3 protein-coding genes are annotated in these 3,726 nt (G+C 37.5%); 1 reads left to right on the plus strand and 2 read right to left on the minus strand.

The window, feature by feature from the left end; all coding sequences use genetic code 11:
* Nucleotides 1–1,251: glycosyltransferase family 2 protein (locus ACI35L_RS01910; protein WP_439802135.1), on the plus strand; the 1,251-nt coding region annotated here is incomplete at its 5' end.
* A 235-nt stretch (nucleotides 1,252–1,486) separates the two neighbouring features.
* Here the strand turns inward: ACI35L_RS01910 and blaOXA are convergent.
* Together blaOXA and ACI35L_RS01920 are read right to left on the minus strand one after the other, a co-directional pair.
* Nucleotides 1,487–2,296 (minus strand): class D beta-lactamase, encoded by an 810-nt coding sequence (gene blaOXA / locus ACI35L_RS01915; RefSeq protein WP_439802137.1) that lies wholly within the window; start codon nucleotides 2,294–2,296, stop codon nucleotides 1,487–1,489.
* A 166-nt stretch (nucleotides 2,297–2,462) separates the two neighbouring features.
* A complete protein-coding gene (locus ACI35L_RS01920; protein WP_439802136.1) occupies nucleotides 2,463–3,317 on the minus strand; it encodes a malate synthase in 855 nt (284 codons plus the stop codon).
* Nucleotides 3,318–3,726: the final 409 nt, after the last annotated feature.

The raw sequence follows: 3,726 nt of genomic DNA on the forward strand, positions 1-3,726 counted from the left end.
ATCCTCAACCAAAATACAGGAACTCCAGGCATTCCGAGGAATATTGGCATTGAACTTGCAACTGGAAAATACATCTCATTCATAGATGCAGATGATTGGTTTCATCCAAATGGTTTAAAGGCACTGAGTGATATCTTAGAAGAAACAGGAGACAACTATGCTGTCGGCAAAACGATAAAAGTTAGTACACATGGGGAAAGCATTATTGGAGAATGGCAATCCAATAAAGAAAGAAGACGTGTGTCTCCTTTTGACATCCCGTATTTCTTTTATCATATGGGTCCGACAGCCAGAATGATGAGAACCTCTCTTCTACATAACCAACATATCGGGTTTCCTGAAATGAAGTTCGCTGAAGATAAGTTATTCTTCTTTGATGTTCTGTTAAATAGTCCAACCGTTTCAACGACAATGGAACCGATCTATTATGTAAATCGTTTGGACGACAATAATCAATCTCTCACAAAAGTAACCAGTGTTCTTGATAAAAGAGCTTCTGACTTAAAAGTAATTCAACACATCAAAGACCAGCATCTTCCTGTTCATCAAGAGAAAGTACTGCTTAATCGAATTTATGAATATGATTTCCTGCGTACCTTTGACAGCATGGCATTCGTCAATTCCACGGAAAAGGAAAAGTTCTTTGAACTGCTTGAACAAGCATATCAAACAACACAGGACTTATCCTATAACTTTCTCGACCAAATCGAGCATCCAACATACAAGCTCGCAATGGAGCTATATGTTGAGGGACGGACGGAGGAATTTACCAAACTGTTCACCTGGATGAAAAGAGATAAGTACAAAAAATACATCATTCAAGATGATATCGCCTATTATGAAGTACCATTCTTAACCGGTAAACATAAGCTACTCGAGATTCCTATGTATGTAAGAGCGCTAGACTCTTATTATGCGGATAAAAAATTTATCCAACATATAGAAATCTTTAGCAGAAATATAAAGCAAATCAATTCCGTCCTCATCCGGGATAGAAACCGAATTGATAATGACCTGGAATGTGAATTGAAATTTGTTCCTGGCTCTAACTCAATCGCTTACTTTGAAGTTGATATTCCAGTTATCGAACAGTTACAGAACTCCTCCTTCACTCTGTTCCTGAAGTATGCGGACTATAGACTAGCAAATATTAAGAAGATTAACAAAACAAAGATTAACTACAAAAACAAAACGATAGAATTCTACATCACTATCGCAAATAATTTAGGACTTTCATTAAAGGATAAATAACTGAATGATACACCCAAGAGGACTGTTCCACTAATCCCTTTTGAATTATGTAACTAGAGATGTCAAAAGGCAGAAATATTGTATTTAACAACATTTCTGCCTTTTATTTATAACTGGTAACTGTCCATTCATCTCTCTTCTCAATCTCTCTAGTATCACTCACTATCACAGCTTCATTGCCGGCTATTTCATGCTGACATAAGGCCCATCCATGGTTATATGATCTTTAGCAGGCTCACTCACCCATCAATCCATACTTCTCTAAGATTTCCAATGTAATCCCCTTAGCATCTGCACTCGTGCCATCAATATTTGCCGCAAAGCTGTATGCCCTCTTATCGTTCTTAATAAAACCTACATACCAGCCTATGCCGGACCCTTGTCCTGTTTTCCCGTAAAGGATATAGTCATCCCCTTCATCCTGAATCATCATGCGTTTAACAGTCTTCATGACATCCTGGTCAAAGGGAAGTTCCTCTCTATAAAGGCTTTCTAGGAATTCAACCTGCTCTACTGGCGAAATCTTAAGCGAGCTGCTTAACCAGAACTGATCAATTCCTCCGCTGATATCTTCGTTTCCATAAGATATCTTATGCACCCATTCATCCATTCGATCCATCCCTATATCACGCGCCATCGCCTGATAATACCACACGACAGAATTCCTCATGGCAGACCCAAGCACATGATCCTGATTCCAGACCGGAATTTCCCTTTCGATTCCATCCCAATACTTAATATCATATTCATCCTCTACCGCTCCAACCTGGAGCCCAATCAATGAATTTGGCACCTTGAAGGTAGACTGAGGAGCAAATCGCTCATTAGCTCGGCTCTTGTTATACACAAAGGTCTTCTCATTTCTCAAATCCCGCAATACGAATGTCCCGTTAATATCCTTAAAATATTCTTCCACCTTAAAATCCTTTACCTTTGAATTCCCTTTAGCTGCACCTGCTTCACTAAGCGGTTGACCATTCGCAAATGACAGAAGAACAACACTAATCAATATCAATATGACGTACAGACCCTTTCTCTTTTTCATCATTCATTCACCTCTCGAAGTGTAGTTTTGGTCCTTTATGTACTATTCGATAAAGCAGCAGACAATCCTTTTTTTGTAAAATAGCCAACTGTACGAGGTCAAAAAAAAGAAGCCTCCCACAAGTTACTTGAACTCATGAGAAGCTTCTCTCCATTCATTTAGTTTTCTAAGCACGCATTAATACGCCATTCCGCTTTGGTATCTCCTGCTCAGCTATCTGATTCATTTTACAATAATGGTCAAAAAATTGTTGTGCCAGCTCTCGCTCATTTGGATCCCTTTTCAATGAAATGATATCAAGCAAGATTTGAGCCATCCATAAATTATCGAAATAACGGTATTTCCCTGTATTCCATGTCATTTTATCCGGAGATTTTTGATTAACATAATACTCCCAGAAGCGAAGCTGATCTGACTCCTCTTCGGTAAGCTGGATTCTGTATTTGGAATGAGCAGGAATAGTCCCATCCTTACAAAGCTTGCCGATAAATTTTTCATTTACCATATAGACGCCTAAAATACGTCTGTCTTTTTCAGGCATGCCGGGGTCGATTGCCGTTAACAGGACCGCACTATTTTGGTGCAGGCGGACCGGCTTGTTCGGATTCCCCTTGTTACTGCCACTTTTTATGACCCCTGAAAAGACTCTCCACTCTGAAAAGGCAAGATTTCTCTCTTCTTTATCACACCAAAAAACCATTTGTGATTCAGGATGGAGCTTATGATTTTTCATTAGTTTTTCGTGTTCTATTCGAAGCTCTTGTTTTTTTTGCTGCAGCTTTTTTTCCTCTTCCTTTTTCCATTCTTCCTCTCTTCGTTCATCTTCTTTCTTTTGTATAATTTTCTCGAGTGACTCCGCATCACTCTTATCATGTATTTTTAAGTGCTTTCCAAATACATCAGGGAAAACAAATAGTTTATTTTCTGATTCGAAATTTATTTCAATGCTAGAATCATTATGCTTAACGATACTTCCCATGCCAAAACGCTTGTGTGTAACTTTCTTATTGATCAGATTCATTATTCAAGTCCTCCTTGAGAATAAAAACTTGGTTACCGAGAATTTTAAAGCTCACACAATTGTTTGACTTCTTTCTTCCGTTTATAAAAGGATATAAAAAAACGTATCCAAATTCTATCTTCACACGGTTCAACGGAATTTGAAATACGGATAATAAACAACTGTAAGACTATTATAACATTTTTTACTAAATAAGCAAATTTATTATTGACATAATATTTTATTTTGAGTTAAAATTAAATTTTATTATCTACAAAAACATAAAATAAATCATACTATAAAACAAATAATCACATTAACAAGAGCGTATATCCCCTCGGATATACGCTCTTATTTGGAGAAACTAATCAAAGAGAGAGGACGATCATTCGATTATCTCTCTTATCCCATTGCTTAACGCCATGCTATT

This window comes from Pradoshia sp. (assembly GCF_051873915.1).
Classification (GTDB): domain Bacteria; phylum Bacillota; class Bacilli; order Bacillales; family Pradoshiaceae; genus Pradoshia.

What these genes read in the sequence shown, in the direction of transcription:
- blaOXA (WP_439802137.1), bottom strand. Translation starts at nt 2,296, where the DNA reads ATGAAAAAGAGAAAGGGTCTGTACGTCATATTGATATTGATTAGTGTT.
- ACI35L_RS01920 (WP_439802136.1), bottom strand. Translation starts at nt 3,317, where the DNA reads ATGAATCTGATCAATAAGAAAGTTACACACAAGCGTTTTGGCATGGGA.